Source organism: Paracoccus alkanivorans, from assembly GCF_003697785.1.
Classification (GTDB): Bacteria; Pseudomonadota; Alphaproteobacteria; order Rhodobacterales; family Rhodobacteraceae; genus Paracoccus; species Paracoccus alkanivorans.
In genome coordinates this window covers 1-23042 of the sequence record NZ_QOKZ01000019.1, presented here as the reverse complement: position 1 = coordinate 23042, position 23042 = coordinate 1, and the positions used below count along the sequence as shown (strand labels likewise).

Here is a 23042-nt window from a genome sequence, read left to right as displayed (position 1 = left end):
TTATCCTACGGCCATTGTCATGGGCGTGCCGAGAGCTGTGTAACGGTTCATGACGGCGCAGCGGATTTGTATCTCCGCGACCTGCCGGTCGAAGTCCCGCGCCATAAGGCTCTGGCCCAGACGTTTTACACAATGCATCTTTGCCTCGACGCGGCTTTGGCGATGATAGCCGCTCCATCGTCGCCAGATCGCAGGACCGAGATATTTGACGGCCCGGAGGATTTCGTTGCCGGCGCGCGCGCCGGCAGTTGTCGGCTTCCATGGTTTGGCATTCTTGCGTGGCGGGAGTGAGGGCATGAACGCCATTGGTTCGAGAGAATGCCCGAACGCCTCTGCCCCTCGATCCGCAATCACATCATGGCACTTGCGGGTATCAAAAGCCCCATCACCGGTCACGGAACCGATGTCCTCATCGGGTGGGATCTGGTCGAGCAATTCCGGTAACATCGGTGCATCACCGATATGACTTCCGTGAGCAGGCTCACTTGAACCCATGGCGTTCGCCTGCTCACCTTCGACGGCCCGTATCTCCAGCGTTTCCTCATCGACCGCGATGTGAACCTTGCGCCAGATGCGGCGCTTGGGGCCACCGTGCTTGCGCGCACTCCACTCCCCTTCACCTTCCGCCTTGATGCCGGTGCTGTCGATCAACAAATGTAACGGGCCATTTCACTATACAAAAAACAGCCTGATATATTGGAGCGATGATGTTTAATCTATTGATGTTCAACGTAGATTGGACTTCCGGCAGGGTAACTGTCCCAATGGGACGTATATTCGAACACACTGATAATCACATTTCCACTCAGTACAGACACGAGGGTGTGCCTTTACTCGAACGCCTCAGGCTCGGCAAGGATCATCGCTGCCTGGTGCCCGTCAGCAGTTTCGCGGAGCCCCGCGGCAAAGGCAGGGGCAACCAGTGGTTCGCATCGACCGACGACAAGCCGATGTTCTTTGCCGGCATCGAGGTGCGCGGCTGGACCAATGTCCGCAAGGTCAAGGAAGGCGAGACGACAGACGATCTCTATGCCTTCCTGACCTGCCTACCAAACTCCGAGGTGAAGGCAATTCACCCGAAGGCCATGCCGGTCATCCTGACCGAGCCGGAAGAATGGGACAGTTGGATGGGCGGCATACCGGCCGCCGAGCTGCAGAGACCGTTACCAGACGGATCCCTGAAGCTGGTCGACAACCCTGTTTGAGGAGGAAGAAATGGCTGATCAAGACGAAGACGAAGAACTATTCATCGGCGTTTACGCGAGCGAATCCGATCCCATGATCTGGCTGGTATCGGGGCCGAAATATGACGATGATGACGATGCTGGCCCCGAGGCGTTTTACACTGACCGCAAGGCTGCCATCGATGACGCCAAGCGCCGCGCGAAATGGGTGAAGGATCACCCGGTCCGAGTGGAGGTGTCGGCCGGTGGAGGGTATGACGCAGAAGAGTGGGTCGAAAAGGTTACCATGTCATCATAGGTACGACCGTCGACCGCTCATGCTGTTATTCGCCGCGTGCCAGCCGATCCAGTATCCGTGCCGCGCCGAAATCGCCATTGTTCTCCCTGTTTCCGGCCGACAAGTGCAGCCAGTCGCGTAGCTCGGCCCGACCGCTAATTGCTCCGGGCGTTTCCACCGCCATCACCAGCAGCCCGTGAAGCGCTTCGATCGCAGCCTCGAACTGATCAGATGCCTCCGTCATGGCGCCTCCTCTGATTCTGCCGCGATTTTATCATGAGAAGGCCCGCGCCAGAGAAAGGTCAACAGGCGCAGGCAGTTCAACAGGGAGTGGTTCAGACGTGGGGCGCGCGGCCGGCACCATCAATCGCGGCATCTGCGGTCAGATGTCGCACCGATTATCCTCGACAGCTCATCAAGGCGGTTGGTTCGTACCTATTGCTGGCCGATCACGGAAGTGGGAGAGCTTCGTAGCCATGAGCAAAAATCGACCGACGAGTGTTGCTTTCGGGGGAGTGTCCGATTAGCTGAACCTTACGTCCCGATCACCCGGTATTCGCCGCGAGAACGGATGGTTCAAGCACAGAAACTATGTGGATTGGCGGGGCGGCGCGGGCTTGGGAGTACGTCACTAACATCGGGCTTGTTTGTCGACTGTATTCCGGGCTGATCGGTCCACTGGAGCCGATTCCCTTCTTCCCTTGCCATCCGACCGGAACGGTCGAACGCGCACGAAAAGCCCGTGTTCGTATGTCGCGATTTCCGGCTCGACTTTGCCGGGTCGCGGGAAATGGAGACTTAAACGAGAAGGATATCAACATGACCGTCGTGCACCCATCGAAGCAATTCACGGGGCAGGACAGCTACCCGACGCGCCTGCCTGATGAAGAGCGTATTATCGAGCGGCAGGATCCCGTCATATGGTCCAAGTGGTCAAAGGACGCGCCGATCACTTTCGAAGAAGCCCGTCATTACGAAGAGAAAGGCTACTTGTTCCGCCGCGACATTTTCACTGCGCAAGAAGTGCGCAAGCTGATCGACGCCTCGGCCGCCATTCGTGCCGATGCCTCGGATATCCGATCCGAGGATCTGGTCACCGAACCGGGCACGAATGCCGTTCGCACCGTCTTTCGCCTGGATGATCATAGTAAAACCTTTGCGCGGCTGGCACGCGACGCGCGGCTGGCTGATATTGCGCGTTTTCTTCTGGGCGATGAAGTTTATCTTCATCAGAGCCGATTGAACTACAAGCCCGGCTTCGCCGGGAAAGAGTTCTACTGGCATTCCGATTTCGAGACCTGGCATGCCGAAGACGGGATGCCCCGGATGCGGGCCGTGTCGGCGTCGGTTCTTCTGACCGATAATTCGGAACTGAACGGACCGCTGATGCTGATCCCGGGGTCACATCGCAAGTTCATCGCCTGCTCCGGAGAGACGCCGGAGGACAATCACAAGTCCAGCCTGAAAAAGCAGGAGATTGGTGTGCCTTCGACCCAACTCCTGGAAAAGATGGCTGAACAAGCCGGTTTGGATTCCGCGACAGGGCCAGCGGGAACGGTCATCTTTTTTGAATGCAATACGATGCATGCCTCGAACGGGAATGTAACGCCGTTCCCGCGTTCAAACGCGTTCTTCGTCTATAACGCGGTGTCCAATGCCGTCACCACGCCATTCGCGGCCCCGAAGCCGCGGCCGGACTTCCTGGCGAATCGCGGCCCCGTCAAAGCCTTGAAGGTTGTGAAAGGCAACTTCGCCTGATCCAGGTAAAGCCTCGATGCGCTTGTCCGCGCATCGCGGCACCGCATACTTGGGGAACCATTCCGAATGTCGGGAATTTCTCGCGTGTGTTGGTGGGCATCAATTAATTGTCCAGACCTGCTGTACGCACCAGTGCTCCCAGCACTCGCAGGGATGAACTGAAAAATACGAGGCGCCAGCCACGCGAGCAATCGCGGCGATCTGGGAATCGGCCTGGTGGATCTTACGGCCGGTGAAACAGCGGAATGCATATAGGAGGCAAATTTCGGGCGTTGGGCCTTGTCCATTGTGCTCCTTCTCCTGTCGCGGTGTACATGATTGGCAGGGGCATTCATCTACGCCTCTTCAGCACAATCGATGAAAACCGCTTAGTGGACCTGGTGCGCACGGAAGGACTCGAACCCTCAACCGTGGAAGTAGAAATTCCCTGCTCTGTCCCGTTGAGCTACATGCGCAAGTAATGGAGCTGGTGGCGGGGATCGAAGCCGCGTCTACAGGATGGAAACCTGTCATTCTGCCACTGAACTACACCAGCATATGCGCCTAGGCGGAGTAAAAGGGTCAAGCCCTGATTCGTCTGGTGTGTCCTCGTTTCATACGTCTTTGATAGCGGCAGCTTGGCAGATTGTGAAGATGGCACGGCGAGGCTCAACCTCCTCGGCGCCGATCATTGCTGTTACCCGGTCCGGTGTATTTGAAGATGTATGTATGTTCGACGCATACATTTCCGACGCTGCTTTGCTAGCTGAGCCAAGAAATCTCGGCTGCCACCCGATTGATCGGCATTCTAGCGCTTCTGGGCGTGTCAATCTAACCGCTCATTGGCGACGACCAATCGCGGCGGGTTGATCGAAGATCGGAAATGACATTCCGGGTTGCTCAATCCCAATCGTCGCGTGGGCGTCCCTGCTCAATCAGTGCGGCGATCAGTGCTGACAGGACCTCGGCGCGGCTATTGGTTGGGCGCTGCACTACGCCGAGCCGGCGTTGGATCGGAGGCGCGCCGAATGGAAACCAGTCAAGAGCGGCTGTGATGGAGTCCTGCAGAGCGACGTAGGGGATAATGGCAAATCCCATCCCGGCTCGTACGCAGCCCACGATCGCCGACATCGTGTTCACCGACACCACCTGTCGCGGCGCAACCTCGAGCCGGGCAATTTCCGTATCGATCTGCCGCGCCAGCGGCACCTGCGTGCGGTAGCGGATATAGGGAACGCGGCGAATCAAATCGTTGATCGCCAGCCCGCCGGTGCCAGGCGGGGCGATCACTACCAATGGCTCAATCAACACCTCGGTCCAGTGCAGGCTTGGCGGCACCGCCACGTGATCGGCCACCAGCGCCGCATCGAGCTGGCCAGAGACAACCTCTGCCATCAACTCTTCCGACATACCGATACGCTCCCGGTAGCAGAGATCTGGATATTGTCTCTGCAAACTCGCCAGCGCGTTCGGTACCAGCGAGTTCGCCCCGGTGCGCAACGTGCCGAAGGCTAGCGTGCCACTGACATTTCCGCCGGTCACCGAGGCCTTGGTTTCGGTCACGATGCGAAGAATCTGCCGTGCCGAACGCAGCATCTCGGCTCCCTTGGCGGTGAGCAAGGGTGGGCGGCGGGTTCGATCGTATAACTGCACGCCCAGTTCGGTTTCCAGCGCCGATACTTGCTGGCTAACCGCTGAGGCGGTGAGGTTGATCGCCTGCGCCGCTGCCGCAAAGCCGCCATGCTGCTCTATGGCGAGAAGTGTCTGAAGCTGACGTGTGTCCATCGCTGCAAGATAAGTAAAACTGAAAACAGTGGCAATAATTACGCGCTTTGTGTGAGCCTGCCTTGTGTTAACCTGGCGTTACCCAACCAGAACGTCGGCGGATGAACCGCTGGCCTGAACACAGGGAGCCTCCCAATGAAACTCCGCACGGGATTTGCCGTTCTTCTTGCCGCCGCCACCATGATCGCCGCGCCCGCCAGTGCGCAGGACTACCCGGACCACCCGGTCGAGTTCATCGTGCCCTGGTCGCCGGGCGGCGGGTCGGACACGCTGATGCGTCTCATCGCCGGCAACATCGAGCCCTATCTCGGCATCGAGATGCCGATCATCAATATGCCTGGCGTCGGTGGTACGGTTGGTTTGCGCGAGGCCTCGCGCCGCGATGCCGATGGCTACACCATCAGCCAGGTGCACGAAGGCCTATTGGTTGCGACCGAGACTGGCATCACCGATCTTGCGTGGAGCGATTTCGAGCCAATCGCTCTGATGACCGCCTCGCCGCAATACCTGGTGGTGCACCCGACCGATGACTATACTGACTTCGAGGAGTTTCTTGCCTACGCCAAGGAACATCCGGGCGAGATCACCATTGGAGTGACACTGGGCGGTGTACCCCACCTACATGCGGCAATGATCGAACAAGCCTATGGGCTACAGTTCCAGTATGTCGGTTACGAAGGTACCGGCGAACGCATCCGCGCCCTCGTGGGCGGCAACCTCGACGCGGCTATCGGTGATATCTCCTCGTCGAAGCAGTTCGTTGACAACGGTGACCTGCAGTTCCTCGCAGTGGGCTCTTTGGAACGTGTGGCAGAAGCGCCGAACGTGCCGACCTTCAAGGAACTTGGTGCCGATCTCGAACTGCAGGTGACTCGCGGTATCGTCATGCCAAAGGGCGCACCGGAAGAGGCCCGCGATACGCTGGAAGCGGCGCTTGAGGAACTGTCGAAAGACGAAGCCTATATCGAGCAGACCAACAATGCCGGTGCATCGGTGATGTTCCGCGGTCGGGATGCCTATGGCGACTATCTCGCCAAGCTCGATGAGACGGTGAAGTCACTCGCCGAGGTTCTGGCACCGTGAGCGCGACCGGCCACGACGAGAAGCTGGCAAGGGAAGCGGGCGAGATCGCCCGTCTCCTGAGCTATGTGCTGATCCTTATCGCTGCGGTCGGCCTGTTTTTTACAGCGGCCGGAATCCCGACATCGCGCTTCGAGCGTCTCGGCGCGGGCGCATTTCCCAAGATTGTCTTTGCCGGCATCGCGCTCGTCGCGGCGATCGCCATCATCGACGCGCTGCGGAAAATACCCTCTGGAGCCTATGGCCGCTTTACCGCCCAGACAGTGGCCTGGGCCAAGCAGCGCTATCTTGTCTTCGTCACGCTGGCGGCACTGGCGGGCTACCTGATCCTGATCCCGCTCCTCGGCTTTTCCATCGCGAGCTTCATGTTCATCCTCGGACTCGAGTTGGTGCTGATGCCACGCCGTCCCGCGACGCTGGTGATCGCGATGATCGTGGCGGCAATCTTTTCCTTTGGACTGAACTGGCTGTTTGCCGAGGTTTTCACTGTCTTCCTGCCGCGCGGGGTACTCTGACATGGAGAGCTTCCTCTCCGGTGTTGCGCAGATTTTCACGCTTGCCACGCTGATCTACATGCTCGCCGGCTCGATCGCTGGGATCATCGCTGCGGCAATTCCCGGATTTACCGTCACCATGGCCATCGTGCTGACGCTGCCACTCACCTTCAGCATGGAACCCCTTCAAGGCATCGCGGTGATGCTCTCGGTCTATGTGGGCGGCTACACTGGCGGTCTCATCTCGGCGGCGCTGCTCGGCATCCCAGGTACGCCGTCGTCGGTTGCAACCACCTTTGACGCCTTCCCCATGGCGCGACGCGGCGAGCCCGGCCGGGCATTGTCGCTCGGTGTCTGGGCCTCGTTCTTCGGCACCATTATCTCGACCGTGGTGCTAATCGTCGCTGCACCGCCGTTGGCGATGTTCGCGGTGAAGCTCGGCCCGTGGGAATATTTCTCGCTAATCGTCTTCGCCCTGACCATCGTCGCCAGCCTTGTCGGGGACAGCGTAATCCGCGGCATGCTGGCCGGCCTCATCGGGCTTGCCATCTCGACCGTCGGCGCCGACCCGGTCATGGGCCGCCCTCGCTTCGATTTCGGTGTAGAGATGCTGCAAGCGGGCCTGCCGTTTCTCGTGGTGCTGATCGGCATCTTCGCCATCTCGCAGCTCACCTCCGAGGTCGAGGATGCAGAATCCGTCCGTTCGGGCAATGCATTGGTGACCGGCGCCATCGATTTCCAGACCTGGAAGGTGATGAAGGAAGTGCTGATGCGGCCAGTGAACCTGGTTCGCTCGTCTATTGTCGGCGTGCTGATCGGCGCGCTGCCGGGAGCGGGCGGCTCGATCGCCAACCTCGTCGCTTACGATCAAGCCAAGCGCAACTCGAAGGACCCGGAAAGTTTCGGAAAGGGCAACCCCGCGGGCGTCGTCGCCTCGGAGGCGGGTAATTCGGCCACTGCAGGCGGCGGGCTGATTCCGCTGATCGGGCTCGGCATTCCCGGCTCTGCAGTGGACGCGATCCTGATGGCCTCGCTGATGGTGCATGGCATTTCCGTCGGCCCGCGGCTGATCATGGATCACGCCGACCTCGTCTACGGCATGTTCGTCGCCATGGCCGTCGCCTCGCTCATGATGCTGATCGTCTCGGTACTGTCGATGCGTCTTTTTCTGCGTGTCGCCGAGGTGCCGAAATGGCTGATTGTGCCCGTGGTGATGGTCTGCTGCGTCGTTGGCTCCTTCGCCCTGAACAACCGGGTGACCGACCTCTATTTATTGGGCTTCATCGGTGTCGCAGGCTACGCATTGCGCGCGCTCGGCTATTCTCTGGCGCCGCTGGTGTTGGGGGTGATCCTTGGCCCGATTGCCGAGACCAATCTGCGCCGAGCGCTGATGACCAACGAGGATCCGGCACTTTTCCTCACCCGGCCGATCAGCCTCATTTTCCTCATCGCGGCCGTGCTCTCGATTGCCTGGGCTATCCGCGGCCATCTGCAACACCGTAAAACCCCTGAAAGAAATACCGATGCGTCTGCGTCATGATCCCGTCTACCCGTCGCGCCGCTCTCCGGTTCTCGCCGAGAACGTCGTGACGACCTCGCAGCCGTTGGCCACGCAGGCCGGGTTGACCATCCTGCAACAAGGCGGCAATGCCGTGGACGCTGCGATTGCCACCGCCGCCGCGCTGACCGTAGTGGAGCCCACGGGCAATGGGCTCGGCTCAGATGCATTCTGCATCCTGTGGGACGGCAAGCAGTTGCACGGACTTAACGCCTCAGGCCGCGCGCCTGCAGCCTGGTCGCCCGAGCGTTTTCCGGATGGCATGCCCCAGCACGGCTGGGACGCGGTGACCGTGCCCGGCGCGGTCAGCGCCTGGGTCGAATTGTCGGAGCGCTTTGGCAAGCTTGGGCTGGCGACCATCCTTGCACCTGCCATCAGGTATGCGGAAAAGGGGTTCATCGTCTCACCGGTGATCGCTACGCTCTGGGACAGGGGAGCCGAAACGCTGGGCAAGCAGCCGGGTTTTGCCGAAACTTTCATGCCCGGTGGTCGAGCGCCGAGAGCCGGCGAGCGCTTCCGCAACCCCGGCGCCGCCCGCACGCTCAAGGCTATCGCCGAGACCAAGGGCCGCGCCTTTTATGAGGGTGAGATCGCCGAGGAAATCGCCGCCTTCGCCCAGGCCAATGGCGGCGCAATGACAATGAAAGACCTCGCCAGCCACAAGCCCGACTGGTGCGGCACAGTCAGCCAGTCCTTTGACGACGTGGAATTACACGAGATCCCTCCGAACGGGCAGGGCATCGCCGCGCTCATGGCGCTGGGGATGCTGCAGCACACTTCGATCCGCCATCACGGGCCGGACGATCTGATAGCCGTACATCTGCAGATAGAGGCGATCAAGCTGGCCTATGCTGACCTGCACGCTTTTGTCGCCGACCGCGATCACATGGCCGAGGTGGACGAGACCGCGCTGCTGGACGCCGAGTACCTCAAATCTCGTGCTTCGCTCATCTCCGAGAAGAAGGCGCAGGATTTCGGCCCCGGCGCGCCGAAACGCGGCGGCACGGTGCTGCTCAACACCGCCGATGCCTCGGGCATGATGGTAAGCTTCATCCAGTCCAACTACGCCGGCTTCGGCTCGGGCGTGGTGGTGCCGGGCACTGGCGTGTCGATGCAGAACCGCGGCTTTGGCTTTACAACCGAGGAGGGACACCCGAACCGGGTGGCAGGTGGCAAACGACCCTTCCACACGATCATCCCGGGCTTTGCCATGAAGAACGGTCAGCCGCTGATGGCTTTCGGCATGATGGGGGGGCCGATACAGGCACAGGGACATATGCAGTTGCTGCTGCGCACCGAGCTTTGGGAGCAGGACGTGCAGACAGCCGCCGACGCGCCGCGTTGGCGGATGATCGAGGGGCTGGACGTGGCCTGCGAGCCAAGCATGTCCCCCGACCTGTTGAACGGGTTGAAGGCGCTCGGTCACCGGGTGCAGATCGAAGCGCCGGACAACGCCTTTGGCTTCGGTGGAGCGCAGCTGGTGCATCGCCTCCCGGAAGGCGGTTTTGCGGCAGGTTCGGATCCGCGCAAGGATGGGCAGGCCGCCGGATTCTAAGGCTCCGAACGGCTCAGCCCAAGCCTTCTCTCAGCCTGCGGCCATCGCCTTGATGTCGCTAGCGCTCGGCGTTTTGCCTCCAATGCCCCATTGGCCGTTCCGCACCTCCTTGACCCACACCCAGGTTACGCCGCGCATGCCCTCACCTTCGACTTCCACCATCGCGTTGGTCACTTTTTTGTGAATCGGCATGGGGTTCCAACGCCGATCGGCACCATAAGTTATTGAATTTCCAAATTGGGGCAGGGTCAATCGGTGATGCCGATTCACAGGCTGGGCCTGTCTGACCTGACAATAAAAGCCGGATACCTGATTTGAGCCAGATCCGACACCTGGTTTCGTGGGTCAGAGGCGGGTCACAAAAACCTCCATGCTTGGCAGAGGCCTGATTATACCCAGCATATCTGCAGCAGTTGTCATCTCATTTCGCGTAACTTGGAAGAGTCTTATCCAAAAAACGGGTCCCTTCGGACTCAGGAGCGCGGAGAGCGTTGAAACACATATTCTTGATCTGCTCCCGATCGGCCCCGGTTAACGGACGATCATGGATCCGGTACCATTTCAGACTGTTGCGGATGGCACCCCCGATGAACCCACCCATACAGATCAGTTCTCCTTTGGCAAGCCAGCCAGATGCACGCAATTCGCGCAGAAGCTCCGTAATATAATCTGAACTCCGCGCGAAGGTGCGTACCATCTCCTCCGGCGCCACCAGCGGCACATTCGAGAGATATTCGAACAGCGTGGCGCGCTTCGGATCATTCCAGATGAACTCGATATAGTCGTCGATGTAACACGATAGCCGCGCATCGGGAGAGAGTTCTGGCCGATCCCCCGCCAGAAGGCGTTCATTAATGATTTCAGCCAGTTGGTCATAAACGGCCCGTATCAAAACATCCTTTGATTCAAAGTGGTTATACAAGGAACCGGCCGCCACGCCGGCACGCGCGGCAATCTTGGACATGGGGGCCTGCGTACCGTGCTCCACCAGCATTTCAGCGGCGGCCTCAAGGATACGATCACGCATCGGGAGGGTTTTATCCATATTGAATGAACCTTCATTCAGACGTCACAAACGCAAGATAGACAACCGCTCGACTCGGCACAAGCGCTTAAAGCCGCCGGCCGATCGAACCGTTTATCCTGAAGGAGCCCCCGAATGGAGCACCCGCCTATCACTTTCATCCACTTGACTGATCTGCATGTGAATGCCCCGGGTACCGAGGACGACATGCTATTCAACGACACGAGCGCCACGCTGGAACGCAGCCTGAACGAAATTCGGCGGATGTCCGAAAAACCCGCATTCATCATCGCCTCGGGTGATTTGACCAATCACGGCGAACCCGAAGCCTATCGTACGGTTTCCAAGATCCTCGCAAAGGCGGATCTCGATATTCCTGTGTTCTTCGCACTTGGCAATCACGACCGCCGTGATGGGTTCTCGGCGGCTTTCCCGGAACTGCACCGCGATCCATCTACACCCTATGACCATGACCATGTAATTTGCGGGCTGCACGTCATCCTGCTCGATTCCTCCATTCCGGGCGAAATCGGCGGGGCATGGGAACCTGGCCAGATCGACTGGCTGAAGGCCCGGCTGGCGGATCATCCCGAACTGCCGAAACTCCTGGTGATGCACCATGCGCCGATGATCGATACCCAGGACACCGAGATGGAATGGGAATCGCTTTCGCGCCTGGCGACCGATGAATTGCGGCAGACCATCGCGGGCGCGAATGTGGTGGGCATTCTCTCGGGCCACATCCATCTTGACCGTGTGTCGCATTGGCACGGCGTGCCGGTAATCATCGGCATGGGCCATCACGCGGCAACCGATGCGGTCGCCCTGCCTGACGAGTTCAACATGCTCGACGCCACGGGATTCGCGCTTTGCGCACTGCGGCCCTCGGGGCTGACAGTCACCTACGTCGCCCATCCGCAAAGCCGGGCACTGCGTCACCAGCTCGATATGCAGAAAATCCTCGCTTACGTCGCCGCGCACAAGGCTGCGGCCGAGTAAGGCATCCGGTGGGCGGTGTCCCGGCGGATACCCTCTGCATCACACAAGACGACCCGCCCAAACCACACACCCAGTGGAGAATATAATGAAGACGACCATCCTCACAGGCCTGGCCTTGGCCCTTGGCGCAACGGCCGGTCATGCCCAGACCATTCCCGCCGAAGTGACCGAGCCTGTCACCATCACCTTTTACAACTACAACCTCTCCTCGGCAGGCAACGGTGCGGAGGCCACCAAGAAAATGATCGCCGAGTTCGAAGCCAGCCATCCCAATATCAAGGTCGAAGGCATCCCGGTGAGTCCGCAGAATTTCGTCACCCGCGTACAGGCCGACATCGTCGCCGGACAACCGGTAGACCTGACGCAGATGGGATTTAACGCCCTTGATTTCGCTTCAAAAAACCTGGGTGCCGTGGCTCTCGAGGATATCATTCCACAGGCCGAGATAGACGCCCATCTGGAAGGTATGGTACCCAACGGGCTGGAGCTTGGACGGCTGGACGGCAAGACCTACGGTCTGGCCTACACTTTCTCGACGCCGATCCTTTTCTACAATGCCGACATATTCCGCGAGGCTGGCCTGGACCCCGATGCCCCGCCGCAAACCTGGGAAGAGGTGAAGGCGGCCGGTCTGAACGTGAAAGAGGCAACCGACGCGCTGCCGCTGGCCACTGGGATCTATGGCCCCTCGGCAATGGACTGGCTGATGCAAGGCGTGGTGCGTTCGAATGGTGGCGCCGTCATCAACGAGGATCGCACGCAAATGACCTTTGCCGAGCCCGAAAGTGTCGAGGCAGTCGAGATGCTGCGCGAACTGGCGAAACTGGGGATTACCAAGAATCTCGACATCACATCACAGATGGAGGGAATGGCCGCAGGCAACACGGCCATGTACCTGCAAACCTCGGCGATCCAGGGCTTTTTGGTAGACGGCGCCGAAGGCAATTTCGATCTGCGCGCCACCACCATGCCGCGCTTCGGAGACAAGCCGGTTCGGCCAAACAACTCGGGCTCTGCACTGGTGATCCACGCCTCTGAGCCGCTCAAGCAGCGCGCCGCATGGGAACTGATGAAATACCTCACTTCCAAGCGCGGTTACACGATCATCACGTCCGAAATCGGTTATCTGCCGCTCCGCCCCGAAATTGTCGAGGATCCCGAATATCTGGGCGAGTGGGTCAAGGATCACCCGCTGCTCCAGCCCAATCTCGATCAGTTGAGCGTGCTGGAGCCATGGGTGCCGATGCCCGGCCCTAATTACCTGCAGATCGCAACCTCGATGATGGATGCGATGGAGCAGGCGACATTCGGCGACAATGACGATGTGAAGGGCATTCTGGAAGCGGCGCAGACACAGGCGCAGAACCTGCTGCCCTGAGCCAACCCGATGACAAATCACCGGGCGCCGGAATGGCGGCGTCCGCCCAGTCCGGAGCCATGACGTGACAGAGACCTCCTCCTCCCTGCCCACCCTGTCCCGAACCCGCCCGCGCGAGATCACCCCGCGGCAGCGGCTTTACAGGCGGCTGCGGCCCTATCTCTACCTGCTGCCGGCGATCCTGTGCTTCGTGGTCTGGATCTACGAGCCGCTCGCCCGGGCCTTTATGCTGAGTTTCCAGCAGTGGAACCTCTTGCCGACCACTCCCAAGGTCTGGATCGGGCTCGAGAACTACCGCAACATCTTTGCCCTGCCGAAATTCTGGCAGGCATTGGCGAACACCTGGTACTACCTGCTCGGACTGTTGCCGCTCGCCGTGGCGCTGCCCCTGGCGATAGCGATCTTCACCCAGGATCTGCCTGCACGCAGCCGCAATCTCTATCGCGCACTGATCTTCGTACCGATGATCGTTCCGCCGGTAGTGGGCGCCGCGGTCTGGCGCTGGCTGCTCGATTCAAACCACGGCATCGTCAACCTCGCGCTCCAGGGTCTGGGGCTGGAGCCGGTCGGATTTCTCTCGAACGCGTCCATCGCACTCTGGACCATCACCTTCATCACCGGCTGGAAACTGATCGGCTTCTCCACGCTGATCCTCGCCGCCGCCAACGCCTCGATCGACGAAGCCCTGATCGAAGCCGCACGGCTTGACGGGGCGACCCGTTGGGAAATCGTCCGCGACATCCGCCTGCCTCTCCTGTCGCCGACCATCCTGCTCCTGGTGCTGATGGTGGTTCTGCTCGGGGCGCAATGGAGCTTTGCCTATATCCATGTGCTGACTGAGGGCGGGCCGCTGGGTGCCACGACCAATATCTATTACCTCTTGTGGCAGTTTGGTTTTGGTTCACTGTCGGTGGGCTGGTCCTCGGCTTCGGCGGTGATCCTGTTCGTGGGCTTCGGCCTGCTCGCAATGGCGCTCTTCGCGCTCAAGGCAAGGTTTTCCTTCCATGACGATTGATGCAACCCTTCCCGGCGCAATGCCGCGCCCTGCTCGCCGCGCCCGGCCGGCCCGGTGGGAAGCCGGGATCGGCCACGGGCTGATGATCCTCACAGCGCTGATCTGCGTTTTCCCAATCTACTGGATGATCGTCACCTCACTGCGCCCCGAGAACGCGATCTTCTCGACAAGGCTCTGGCCCGATACCGCCTCGCTGGAAAATTACGCCTATGCGCTGCGGGCGGTGCCCATCCGGCAAATGCTGGTAAACACCTTCATCGTCTCTTTCACGGTGACGGTAATCCAACTCGTCACCGGCATCCTTGCAGGCTATGCCTTCGCCCGCTGGCGGTTTCGCGGCTCGGCCCTGTTCTTCGGCGCCATCGCGCTTACCTGGCTGGTGCCGCTGCAGGTGGTGATGATCCCAAACTACCTGCTGGTTTCGCGGCTCGGCATGATCGACACCCTTGGTGCGCTGATCCTGCCACATGTGGCATCGGCCTTTGCCATCATGCTGCTGGCCCAGTCCATGCGCAGCTTTCCCTCGGAGGTGATCGAAGCCGCGCGGATGGACGGTGCCAGCCATGCACATATCCTCTGGCAAGTGATCGTCCCCAACCTGCGCGGCACGCTGGCCTCGCTCGCGATCCTGATCTTCATCTCGACGTGGAACGAATATTTCTGGCCACTGCTGCTGTCGCGCACTCCCGAAAACTCGGTGGTGCAGATCGGACTGCAGATGTTCATCACCTCCGAGGGCACCCAGTGGGGTCCGCTGATGGCGGCCTCGACGATGGCGAGCCTGCCGATCCTCCTCATCTACCTGGTACTGCAACGCCAGGTGATCGCCTCCTTCATGAAATCCGGACTTCGCTGATGACTTATACCAGACATATCCCGCTGCAAGGCAGCTTCAACCTCCGCGACCTTGGCGGATATCGGACCGCAAAAGGCCAGACCGCCTGGCGCCGGTATTGGCGCGCGGACAGCCTGCACCGGCTAGGCCCCGATGCCATGGCGACACTGGTCACGATCGGGTGCAGCACGGTGATCGACCTGCGCCACGACACCGAGATCACCGCAAGGCCAAATCCGTTTTTCACCGGGCAGAGCAGCGTGAGTTATCACCATGTCTCGCTTTTCGAGGGGCTTGATCCGACACAGCCCGGAATGGCCGATGCCGAGAATGTTCTGCTGGCACTCTACTGCGCCGCACTGGACAAGCGCGGCGAGCAGTTCGCGCAGGTTCTGCGGCTGATGGCCGAGGCACCGGGCGGGGTCCTGTTTCACTGTACCGCCGGCAAGGATCGAACTGGCATGATCGCCGCCTTCCTCCTGTTGCTCGCAGGTGCGTCACGAACGGATATCGTGGCGGATTACGTGCTGACGGGCGACTACGCGCCCGCCATGTTCGCCGCACTTCGGGCCGAACAGGAAGCCAAAGACCCACTGAAAGGTTTTATTGATCTGTCGTCGCCGCTTTTGCTGAGCGAAGCGGGCACGATGGAAGCATTCCTGGAATATCTGGACCAACTGTATGGCGGGGCCGAAGCCTATCTTCTGGCCCAGGGCCTGCGTGCCGAGGAAATCGTCCGCTTGCGCGCCCGCCTGCTGCAACCCATGCTTGCCGAAGGAGCTGCGTGATGGCCTATGTTTCGATCCGCGAGTTGCGGAAATCCTATGACGATACAGAGGCGCTGCACGGGCTGAATCTCGGCTTCGAGGAAGGCGAATTCGTGGTCATCGTCGGCCCTTCTGGCTGCGGCAAATCCACCCTGCTGCGGATGATCGCCGGGCTGGAAAGCGTGACCTCCGGTGAAATCGCCATAGCCGGACAGGTGGTGAACGATTTCGATCCGGCCGACCGCGGCTGCGCAATGGTGTTTCAGAATTATGCGCTTTACCCACACATGACCGTCGCGGCGAATATCGGCTATCCGTTGAAGCTGGCAAAGCTGCCGCGCACAGAGCGCGACGCCCGCGTGCGCCAGGTGGCGGAGATTCTCGGGCTCACCCCGTATCTCGACCGCCGGCCAAAGCAGCTTTCGGGCGGTCAGCGCCAACGTGTCGCCATGGGCCGTGCCATCGTGCGCGAGCCAAGACTCTTTCTCTTTGACGAGCCCCTGTCGAATCTCGATGCCAAGATGCGGGTCCAGATGCGTATCGAATTGCGGCGCCTGCACCGACAGCTTTCGGCCACCTCGGTCCTCGTGACGCATGACCAGATCGAAGCGATGACCATGGCGGATCGGCTGGTTGTGATGAACAGCGGGCGGATCGAGCAGATCGGCCCGCCTTCCGAGGTCTATGCCCGTCCCGCCTCTACCTTTGTCGCGGGCTTTCTGGGTTCGCCGGCGATGAACCTCTTCACCGCACGGATCGGGGCCGAAGGAGGGATCCAATGCGACTTGGCCCCGGACCGCGAGTTTCCCGGACGTCTGGATCTGGCTCCGGGAAGCGCCTTCGTGCTCGGCGTGCGACCCGAGGACATGTCCATAGCGGAAACCGATACCTCGGGTCTGCCTGCGGTACTTGATCTCATCGAGGATCTGGGAGGCACGCGGATCGCCCATTGCCGGGTAGGTGAAGCCTTTGTGACCGCCGTTCTGCCGCGCGAAAGCCGCCTGCGCGAAGGCGCCCGTCTCGGTTTGTTGCCAGGCCCACGACAACTGCACGCGTTCTCGCTGGAAACCGGCCTGCGCCTGACCAGCACCGCAACAGCAGGGACTCTCGCGCCGACAGAAAGTGTCACTGTACCCTAATTAATCAGAATCTGCGGATTCAGAGCATTTTGGAGCACTTTTGTACCCTTAATTGCAATACATCCACAGGCCCCACGCTTCAGGATTTGACACCGCTTGAGCGCCTCCAGATTGCGTCGGCTCGCACCAGAAGCGCTTGACGATTTGTCGGGTCCGAGCTCGGAGAAGGCCTGACGAGCGGCCTTCAGAGCACTCTCGAATCCACCCGGGCGGCTCGTTTCATGTGTTTCTTTTTGTGGGCGTACCTGCCGCAACGGCATGCCAAACTGCACCTTCAGCGTCAGGCAAACCTGGATGGCGGCATCGCTGTAAGCTTGCTGGCGACCTCGTTTGCCGCTCGGAGGCGGCGACCAGATCATCGATGGATCAAACCAGATGGTCAGCGAGCCACGGCGCTTCGGGGCGGAATTATAGAACGACCAGTTCGTGGTCTTGTATTTCGTCGGGGTCCAGCTGCTCATGCCCAAAGATATCACGCTGGATTCACAAGATGAATCCCGTCAACCTTTTGCGCAACAAAGCCCTCAGAAGGGCATGGAGCCCGCTTAACCTCGAAAACAATTCTGACAGGCTGGTTCGTTCGAATCTTGATCTGCATGTCGTCATTGCGGAGAGGGACAAGGTTATCTTACCTGAAGTCTCGGATAGTTTCGTCCAGTCACTGAAGGACGCCGGCGCTGTGCCAGAGATGTTGAGGCTAAATTGCGGTCATTACTCACTTGCCCTCCCGCCCTACATTTTCCGGTCTGGCTGGGGATTAAAGCGGTTCCTGATGGCTGGTGATCACGGCAAAGTTGCCTTTGAGACACGGTGACGTAGCGGCAAGTTCGGGTGACTTCCCCATCGGCGATTCGCAGCAATTGATTCAGGCTGATCTCACGATAAGCTTTCACGAACATGATATTAGCCCTGAAATCGGGTGAAACTGATTAGTTCACGCTGAACAAGCAGTTGCTATTGGATCATAAGGGCGTTGGTTGGGCCTCATTGGATCGGTAAGTGTTATAGCGCACAGGATTGCGGCCCAGATTTCAGCCCAGAGACCCCTGAGATGGGAGAGGATCTTGCGGATGTTGTGACCGCATCCGCACAGGACGGCAAAGATCGCATCGCCGATCAGCCCCTTTAGCGGACAACGTGCCAAGTGACCATCGGTTTTCATATGTCCGATTGACATCCGGCTCGATGGCGCTGCGTCGTCGCAGCAATTTGGCGAGTGTCGGCATCTGTTCGCTGGCCACCGCCTGATCGTTGTCCATGTTCCTCTGCGCGCTGCGGAGCAGGCTGACAGACGCCGGGCGCGTATTCCGAACTGGACGCCATGGCTGACAAGATGTTGGCCAAGTTCTATGCTCAGGATGAGAGGCAGACGGCTCGTGGACGGTGGGCATCTGACCGGGATGCCTTTAGCCGCTTCACCCGCGCGATGGCCGAAGCTGAACTCCCCCGCTTCATCGAAGCTAACCTCCAAGCCGATCGATTTAGCTGGTTCGTGAACGAAGAGTCGATCGCAGATGCGGGAATCTTCGATGGTAAGCTCGCTCTGATCACCAACGCTCCCGATCTCGCGCCGTCAGAAGCCGTCTCCCGCTAAGGCGCTGGCCGACATTGAGCGCGGCTTCAGGGTCCTCAAGAGGGTTGTGTCGCAGACTTTCGCCTTTGGCCCCACGAGGCTACAAGTAAGGTTGCACTGAGCAGAGAAGCGAGGACATGGGATGGCGATATCGTTCAAGGGCGCACAGTACCCAAGGAGCGTGATCTTGTTCGCCGTCTTCTTCTACCTTCGTTATCCGGTCTCGTACCGTGACCTTGAGGAGATCATGGCCGAACGCGGCGTGAAGGTCGACCATGCGACGCTGAACCGCTGGGTGGTGAAATACGCGCCGCTTCTTGCCGGTCGTGCCCAGGTCTGCAAACGGGCGACGGCCATGTCGTGGCGGGCTGACGAAACCTATATCAAGGTCCGTGGCAAATGGACTTATCTCTATCGTGCTGTTGACCGTGACGGTCAAACCGTGGATTTTATGCTGTCGGAACGCCGAGACCTGCCTGCCGCTCACCGTTTCTTCAGCAAGGCCATTGCCCGCAACGGTACTCCGGAGCGGATCGTCATAGACAAGAGCGGCGCCAATCTGGCCGGCTTGCAAGCGGTGAACGTCATCCTGAAATTCACCGGCGGCGGCTCGATGATCGAGATCCGGCAGGTGAAATACCTCAACAACATCCTCGAGCAGGATCATCGTTTCATCAAGCGCATCACGGACCCTATGATGGGCTTCAAGGCGTTGAATTCAGCTGTAGCGACGCTGGCCGGGATCGAGATCGCCCACATGATCCGCAAGGGGCAGTTCGCCAACGAAAACCGGTCGCCCTTCCAGGTCTTCGCTGGGTTGGCGGAATAGCTCTGTCCGAAGGCTACCAATCCACGCCAGGGCTGAAATTTGCGATACAACCAATCTTTTCCCGCTCCATACCGGCATCGACGGTTTTGTCCTTAGCAGCGATCCGGGCGATCATCTCGACCAGAGCATCGTGGATTGTAGTTCGCATGAAGGCCCGGGGGTTCTTTGATGCCAGAACCTCCTCGGTATTCATCTGGATGACGCAACTGGCCGTTTTCTTGGCTACCGACACGCGCGGGGAATAGACGCCGGTCGGATCAGTGATCTCGAGGAAATCGCCGCCAACATAGATCATCACATCAATCGTGTAGGCAAGCGGCACTGCCTCCATCTCGTTGATGATCTGTGTCAGTTCGGTCCGGTATTCATTCGGAACCGATGGGCCGCCGAAATCGCTGCGAGTGATGAATTTGCTCATGTCGTTCCTAGAACTTACAGCCCATCGATAGGGCATTGTTGATAGCAAGCCGTTGCCGCTCGGTAAATCGCGTATCACCACTTCGGATCCGGTCGGTGACGCCAGCCAGCGCACTCGGCCGACCGTTGCGGAAGCTTGACCAGGATTCCTTGTTTTTCGGCCCCCCGGCAACGGTGGTCAGGCTGCGCTCGAGTGCTGCCATTTCAGATCTGGTGCCAATGGCAACGCGCTCTATGCGCCAGTTGGCCGGAAGTTTCTGGCCATCGAAGCTTCTTGGGCCACTATAGCGGTTCCGCGGGTTTCTGGTCTCTTGCGTGATGCCCCATTTCTGGAAATTGCCGTCCTTGTCGGTGATAGCATAGAGGACTGCCGGTTTGTTTGAAAGCGAATTGCCGTGAGCCGAAGGGGAGTGCCGGTTGATATATTTCGGTGTATTGCGATAACCGGCCGACATCTGATCGGGTGTCATGCCGGTGCCCTTGTGCTGTGCGCGATAGTCGTCCCAGTCCGTCAGGCCGAACGGATCTACGAAATGTGTCGTGTTCGGGGCATAACCGGCCAGGATTTCGCCCCCGGAAAGGCCGATCGGATCCTGGCTGATGAAGCAGCCGGCAGCGGGGTCGTAATGACGAAAACGGTTGTAATGGAGCCCGGTTTCGGCGTCGAAATATTGTCCTTGAAATCGGATGTTGTTCTCGGCGCGGTCAAGGAAGATCCGGTCGATGCCTCCCCAGGCCTTCAGCGCCACCTGCCAGACCAGTTCTCCGCGCTCATTGGTAATTTCCTGCGGCGTGCCGAGGTGATCGTTCCAGTAGATCAGCACCTCGCCATTCTGATCGGGTGAATGACGGCGAATCTGTGCGGCGGGGCGGAAACTATCGGGTTCGAATACATAGACGACGGCCGCAGCATCGACCGCACCGGCAGCATCGCCCTTGCCCTCCGCAAGCAGCACATCACCATTCCACAGGAACCAGGTTGTGTCCTCGCGCACCAGTTCGGCAATCTCGGTGGCCTCATCGGGAGCACCCGTCCTGTTGGCGGCAACAATAATTTCGCGATGGCTCTTACTGATCCGACGCCCAAATGCGTCATAGGCGAAACTTGTTACCCGCTGCGTTCGCCCCCTGACCTCGTGAATCGTCGTCAACTGGTTCAGCGCGTCATAGCTGTAACTGTATTTATGGGAACCGGCATGGCCGCGTCGAAGCGAGATGCGATTGCCCGCATCGTCGTATTCGTAATGGTTGTCGCCGCACATCAGCAGCCGTCCATGGCGGACCGAGGCGTCGCGGGCAGTCTCGGCATCAGCCAGAATGTTGCCCGCCGGGTCGAAGTCGAACAGTTCCTCGCGGTTGCCCGTGACCCGGCGCAGCTGCTCGCGCTGATCGTAAAGATAGGAGCGCTCGCCCCGCGCCACGTCCTTGATCCGGCCAATCAACCCCGCTGCGTTGTGACCATAGCTTCGCGCGAAAATGGGTTGCTGGCGCGCATCGCGATAGCCAGTCTGGCGACGGATGCGGCCCTGGGGGTCATAGTCGGTCTGCTGGGTGACACTGCCGGTGTTACGCAGAATTTCACGCCCGATGCGGTCACGTCGCAGGTTAAGGATATCGCGACCATTGAAGGAAAGCCGATCGAATGCGCCATTCCGATCATAGCCAAAACCGATGAAGCGGCCATCAGGCAGCAAGGTCGTGATACGTTCGCCCCGCGGCGAATAGGCGTGGGTCGTCTGTATGCCGTCCTGCATCTCGGACAGCAACAGCCCGCGAGAATCATAGACGAAGCCGAGTTTCCTCGACGCATTGTCGGCTTGCACGATCCGACCGGCGCCGTCATAGCCAAAGAGCGACCAGCCGCCATCGGAACTGTCGCGCCGCAGCAGTCGGCCGACCGGATCCCGGGTGAACTCGTGCACGCGGTTGCCGTCGGTGGCCCTGATCACATTGCCCGCAGGATCGTAGGTATAGGTTTGCCTGCGTCCGTCGAAGCCGGTTTCGGCGATCAGCCGCTGATCGGCGTCATAGTCCAGCCGATATTCATCGCCAACCTCGTTGATCAGGCGGACCATGTTCAGTTCGGTATCGTATTCGTAACGGAAGGATGTTCCGTCGGGATTGATCCGCGACACCGGATCCGGCAGGCCGCGATATTCCCAACGATGAACGGCGCCTCCCGGCTCATGCAGTTCGACCATCCGGCCATCCGCATCGCGCAGCATAGTCGAACTGGAGCCATCACCCAGCACAATCCACGTTAGCCGGTCCAGTTGGTCATAGCCATATTCGACCGGTGCGAGGCCCTCGGTCGTCTCACGGACAAGGCGCCCGAAAATGTCGTATTCAAAGCTGACGGAGCCGCCCCCCGAGCCGCGTTGTTCGCGCAAGTTGCCGTCGCGGGTCCACGAAAAGCGTGACAATGTGCCTTCGGTGTCCTGCAGATTCAAGGGCAGTCCGCGCTGGTCGCGCAGGATCCGCACAGTATATCCCGAAGCGTCGGTATACGCGATCAGGTTGCCGCGCGCATCGTAGCTGGCGGTCGTCTCGATCCCGAGCGGATCGGTTTCACTGACGACCGCGTCAAAGGACGGGCTTTCGGGATTATCGTTGGCGTGGATATAGCGTGTCGTGGCGCCATCCTTGTCGATGAAGGCCACGATTCGGCCATAGGCGTCGTGCCGCCATCGGCTGGTCGCGCCATTGGGATCGGTTGACGCCTCCATTTCCCCGAAGCGGTTGAAGCTTGCCACCGATGTTGCGCCGAGCGGTGTCGTGACTTCGGTGACGATGCCGATCTCGTTGTAGCGATAGGTTTCTGTCGCGCCCGCGAGGCTGGTGACAGTTGTCTGCCGGATCTCAGGCTGGTAGGTCAGTTCTCGGTAATAGATATTGCCATCACCCCATGTCTTGATGCACCGGGCGTCGGCGCCTCGCGTCAGATCGTCCCATTCAAAATGGAACGACAGCCCGCTGCGCCGTGTCTCGCGAACCAACAGGTGGCGACGGTATCCGTAGCTGAAGGGAATGTCGCTGCGGTCGGTGACCGTTATCAGATCACCGTGATCATCATAGCCGTAATTGACCAGCCTCACCCGCTCTTCGCCGGCCATTTTATCGATCGCGCGGATGCGCTCATGATCATCGCTAATGAACAGATAGCGAATTCCGTCCGTCCCGACGGCCTCTGCAAGGTTGCCCCGATCGTCATATTCAACTGTCACACAATTACCGTTATCGTCCTCTATCCGCGATAGACGCAGCCATGTGCGACCCGTCGGGTCTTCCCTCATCTGATAAAGAAGACCATTGCTTTTTCGAATGGTCCAGTCGGCATCGCCCTTGCGCATGGCGACAAGTTTCTCCGCCCGATGGTAGAAACTCTGGCCAACTCGA

General features: G+C 59.7%; 21 protein-coding genes, 2 tRNA genes and 4 pseudogenes. 16 read left to right on the top strand and 11 right to left on the bottom strand.

Annotation, left to right across the window (positions count from 1 at the left end):
* Positions 1 to 666 (bottom strand): annotated as a pseudogene (locus C9E81_RS21940) (IS5 family transposase); the annotation flags it as partial.
* 98 nt (positions 667 to 764) lie between these two features.
* Here C9E81_RS21940 and C9E81_RS21935 point away from each other — a divergent pair.
* Both C9E81_RS21935 and C9E81_RS21930 read left to right on the top strand, forming a co-directional pair.
* On the top strand, positions 765 to 1205 hold the full coding sequence (locus tag C9E81_RS21935) for an SOS response-associated peptidase family protein (protein ID WP_166462008.1): 441 nt from the start codon (positions 765 to 767) through the stop codon (positions 1203 to 1205).
* A 10-nt stretch (positions 1206 to 1215) separates the two neighbouring features.
* Positions 1216 to 1482 carry a hypothetical protein gene (locus tag C9E81_RS21930; RefSeq protein ID WP_122114497.1) on the top strand — a complete coding sequence of 89 codons (267 nt, stop codon included), beginning with the start codon at positions 1216 to 1218 and terminating at the stop codon, positions 1480 to 1482.
* 25 nt (positions 1483 to 1507) lie between these two features.
* On the opposite strand, the gene C9E81_RS21925 is transcribed toward C9E81_RS21930, so the two are convergent.
* On the bottom strand, positions 1508 to 1705 hold the full coding sequence (locus C9E81_RS21925; protein ID WP_122114496.1) for a hypothetical protein: 198 nt from the start codon (positions 1703 to 1705) through the stop codon (positions 1508 to 1510).
* Between the two features lie 347 nt (positions 1706 to 2052).
* Between C9E81_RS21925 and thpD the strand changes: the two genes are divergently transcribed.
* Positions 2053 to 3219, top strand: coding sequence for an ectoine hydroxylase (gene thpD, locus C9E81_RS21920; protein WP_243698773.1), 1167 nt, complete (start codon positions 2053 to 2055; stop codon positions 3217 to 3219).
* A 378-nt stretch (positions 3220 to 3597) separates the two neighbouring features.
* Here the strand turns inward: thpD and C9E81_RS21915 are convergent.
* The 3 genes from C9E81_RS21915 to C9E81_RS21905 all read right to left on the bottom strand — a co-directional run bounded on the left by C9E81_RS21915 (position 3598) and on the right by C9E81_RS21905 (position 4983).
* A tRNA-Arg gene (locus tag C9E81_RS21915) sits at positions 3598 to 3674 on the bottom strand.
* Between the two features lie 6 nt (positions 3675 to 3680).
* Positions 3681 to 3754 (bottom strand) — tRNA-Gly (locus tag C9E81_RS21910).
* 344 nt (positions 3755 to 4098) lie between these two features.
* Positions 4099 to 4983, bottom strand: a complete 885-nt coding sequence (locus tag C9E81_RS21905) for a LysR substrate-binding domain-containing protein (protein ID WP_122114494.1) — start codon at positions 4981 to 4983, stop codon at positions 4099 to 4101.
* A gap of 135 nt (positions 4984 to 5118) precedes the next feature.
* Between C9E81_RS21905 and C9E81_RS21900 the strand changes: the two genes are divergently transcribed.
* The 4 genes from C9E81_RS21900 to C9E81_RS21885 are packed head-to-tail and all read left to right on the top strand — an operon-like array spanning position 5119 to position 9670.
* Complete coding sequence (locus C9E81_RS21900) at positions 5119 to 6066, top strand: tripartite tricarboxylate transporter substrate binding protein (RefSeq protein WP_122114493.1); 948 nt, start codon at positions 5119 to 5121, stop codon at positions 6064 to 6066.
* Entirely contained in the window at positions 6063 to 6578 is a 516-nt protein-coding gene (locus C9E81_RS21895; protein WP_122114492.1) for a tripartite tricarboxylate transporter TctB family protein, read from the top strand. Before C9E81_RS21900 ends, C9E81_RS21895 begins: the two co-directional genes overlap by 4 nt.
* A 1-nt stretch (position 6579) precedes the next feature.
* Positions 6580 to 8097 carry a tripartite tricarboxylate transporter permease gene (locus C9E81_RS21890; RefSeq protein ID WP_122114491.1) on the top strand — a complete coding sequence of 506 codons (1518 nt, stop codon included), beginning with the start codon at positions 6580 to 6582 and terminating at the stop codon, positions 8095 to 8097.
* Positions 8081 to 9670, top strand: a complete 1590-nt coding sequence (locus C9E81_RS21885; protein WP_122114490.1) for a gamma-glutamyltransferase family protein — start codon at positions 8081 to 8083, stop codon at positions 9668 to 9670. Before C9E81_RS21890 ends, C9E81_RS21885 begins: the two co-directional genes overlap by 17 nt.
* 30 nt (positions 9671 to 9700) lie before the next feature.
* On the opposite strand, the gene C9E81_RS21880 is transcribed toward C9E81_RS21885, so the two are convergent.
* Entirely contained in the window at positions 9701 to 9862 is a 162-nt protein-coding gene (locus tag C9E81_RS21880; protein ID WP_122114489.1) for a tautomerase family protein, read from the bottom strand.
* A gap of 229 nt (positions 9863 to 10091) precedes the next feature.
* Entirely contained in the window at positions 10092 to 10715 is a 624-nt protein-coding gene (locus C9E81_RS21875) for a TetR/AcrR family transcriptional regulator (RefSeq protein ID WP_122114488.1), read from the bottom strand.
* Between the two features lie 114 nt (positions 10716 to 10829).
* Between C9E81_RS21875 and C9E81_RS21870 the strand changes: the two genes are divergently transcribed.
* From C9E81_RS21870 to C9E81_RS21845, 6 genes are all read left to right on the top strand, one after another.
* The gene (locus C9E81_RS21870) at positions 10830 to 11693 is read left to right on the top strand and encodes a metallophosphoesterase (protein ID WP_122114487.1); all 864 of its coding nucleotides are present in this window, start codon (positions 10830 to 10832) and stop codon (positions 11691 to 11693) included.
* A gap of 85 nt (positions 11694 to 11778) precedes the next feature.
* Positions 11779 to 13071, top strand: coding sequence for an ABC transporter substrate-binding protein (locus tag C9E81_RS21865; RefSeq protein WP_122114486.1), 1293 nt, complete (start codon positions 11779 to 11781; stop codon positions 13069 to 13071).
* Positions 13072 to 13135: 64 nt separating this feature from the next.
* Positions 13136 to 14086 carry a carbohydrate ABC transporter permease gene (locus C9E81_RS21860; protein WP_122114485.1) on the top strand — a complete coding sequence of 317 codons (951 nt, stop codon included), beginning with the start codon at positions 13136 to 13138 and terminating at the stop codon, positions 14084 to 14086.
* On the top strand, positions 14076 to 14942 hold the full coding sequence (locus tag C9E81_RS21855) for a carbohydrate ABC transporter permease (protein WP_122114484.1): 867 nt from the start codon (positions 14076 to 14078) through the stop codon (positions 14940 to 14942). The genes C9E81_RS21860 and C9E81_RS21855 overlap by 11 nt, the downstream gene beginning before the upstream one ends.
* Complete coding sequence (locus C9E81_RS21850) at positions 14942 to 15709, top strand: tyrosine-protein phosphatase (RefSeq protein ID WP_122114483.1); 768 nt, start codon at positions 14942 to 14944, stop codon at positions 15707 to 15709. Before C9E81_RS21855 ends, C9E81_RS21850 begins: the two co-directional genes overlap by 1 nt.
* Positions 15709 to 16827, top strand: a complete 1119-nt coding sequence (locus C9E81_RS21845; protein WP_122114482.1) for an ABC transporter ATP-binding protein — start codon at positions 15709 to 15711, stop codon at positions 16825 to 16827. The genes C9E81_RS21850 and C9E81_RS21845 overlap by 1 nt, the downstream gene beginning before the upstream one ends.
* A 245-nt stretch (positions 16828 to 17072) precedes the next feature.
* Here C9E81_RS21845 and C9E81_RS21840 read toward each other — a convergent pair.
* Positions 17073 to 17288, bottom strand: a pseudogene (locus C9E81_RS21840) (transposase); the annotation flags it as partial.
* 29 nt (positions 17289 to 17317) lie between these two features.
* On the opposite strand from C9E81_RS21840, the gene C9E81_RS21835 reads away from it, so the two are divergent.
* Positions 17318 to 17641, top strand: coding sequence for a hypothetical protein (locus tag C9E81_RS21835; protein ID WP_122114481.1), 324 nt, complete (start codon positions 17318 to 17320; stop codon positions 17639 to 17641).
* 120 nt (positions 17642 to 17761) lie between these two features.
* Here the strand turns inward: C9E81_RS21835 and C9E81_RS21830 are convergent.
* A pseudogene (locus tag C9E81_RS21830) lies at positions 17762 to 18050 on the bottom strand (hypothetical protein); the annotation flags it as partial.
* A 6-nt stretch (positions 18051 to 18056) separates the two neighbouring features.
* Here C9E81_RS21830 and C9E81_RS21825 point away from each other — a divergent pair.
* Positions 18057 to 18461, top strand: a pseudogene (locus tag C9E81_RS21825) (IS1634 family transposase); the annotation flags it as partial.
* 81 nt (positions 18462 to 18542) lie between these two features.
* Complete coding sequence (locus C9E81_RS21820; RefSeq protein ID WP_122114480.1) at positions 18543 to 19229, top strand: IS6 family transposase; 687 nt, start codon at positions 18543 to 18545, stop codon at positions 19227 to 19229.
* 13 nt (positions 19230 to 19242) lie between these two features.
* Here the strand turns inward: C9E81_RS21820 and C9E81_RS21815 are convergent, their stop codons facing one another.
* Together C9E81_RS21815 and C9E81_RS21810 are read right to left on the bottom strand one after the other, a co-directional pair.
* Positions 19243 to 19647, bottom strand: a complete 405-nt coding sequence (locus C9E81_RS21815) for a hypothetical protein (protein ID WP_122114479.1) — start codon at positions 19645 to 19647, stop codon at positions 19243 to 19245.
* A 7-nt stretch (positions 19648 to 19654) separates the two neighbouring features.
* Positions 19655 to 23042: RHS repeat-associated core domain-containing protein (locus C9E81_RS21810; protein WP_147457644.1), on the bottom strand; the 3388-nt coding region annotated here is incomplete at its 5' end.